Annotated in this window: 1 protein-coding gene; it reads right to left on the reverse strand. The window is 72.1% G+C overall.

Going from position 1 to position 921, the window contains the following annotated elements; genetic code table 11:
- Positions 1 to 797 (reverse strand): VanZ family protein (locus G3N97_RS38890; RefSeq protein ID WP_205998013.1); only part of this gene is annotated, 797 nt, incomplete at its 3' end.
- Positions 798 to 921: the final 124 nt, after the last annotated feature.

A 921-nucleotide genomic window follows, 5' to 3' on the forward strand; every position in this document is an offset into this window, starting at 1 on the left:
CCCCAGACGCTCTCGGGCAGCCGCGCGGCGAGCATGTCGGGCAGCGCGCGCAGATGCCACGCGGCGGGCGTCCACGCGAGCACGGCGTCCTGCATCGAGGCGTCGAAGCGCTGCCAGATCGCGCGCGGCCAGTCGCCCATGCCGAACAGGCGCGGCGCGGGATACATCGTCGCGAACGGCCAGAGCGCGGCGAGCACCATCAGCGCGCCCGCGTCGCGTTCGAACCAGCGAAACCGCAGCCGCCGTAGAAAGCCGCGTTCGAGCAGCGCGCCCGTGAGCGGCGCGGCGAGCGCCGCGCCCAGCAGCGCGCCGAGCGCGTTGGTGCCGAGATCGAGATTGGACGCGACGCGCGTCGGCAAATAGGTCTGCACCGCTTCCATGCCGCTGGAAAGCAGCGTGCCGCCCAGCGTGGCGAGCGCGACGGCGGCGAGACCGCGGCAGCGCGGCCAGATCGCCAGCACCGCGAGCGCGCCGAACGGCATGTAGCCGAGCACGTTGGTGACGACGTCGAAGACGGTCCAGTAACGCGGGAAGGGATCGTTCAGATAGTCGAACGGACCGAGGCCGAGCGAGCGCCAGCCCGAGAACGGATACCACGAGCCGTAGACGATCAGCGCCGTGTAGAGCGCCAGCGCCTGGCGCGAGAGCGTGGAGGCCTGGCGCGGCGGGATGTCGGGGACGGCTGACGCGTCTTCGGCGCGCGCGACGGCGTCCTCGCTGCGCGCGCGCGCAGCGTCGCCGGTTTCACCGTTGCTGCTGTCGTAGCCCTTGCCGCCCTTACCCGCTTTGCCGCTCATCCAACCGGTTCCACTGGGGCCGCGTGCAGCACGCCGCGCGCGCCGCCCGCCGCGTTCCTCAAGGCGTGCCGGCGAATGCCTGCACGCTCAGCCATGCGCCGATCTGGCTCGCGAAATCGTCGCT

Origin of the sequence: Paraburkholderia sp. Ac-20347 (assembly GCF_017104805.1) — a bacterium.
GTDB classification, from domain to species: Bacteria; Pseudomonadota; Gammaproteobacteria; order Burkholderiales; family Burkholderiaceae; genus Paraburkholderia; species Paraburkholderia tropica.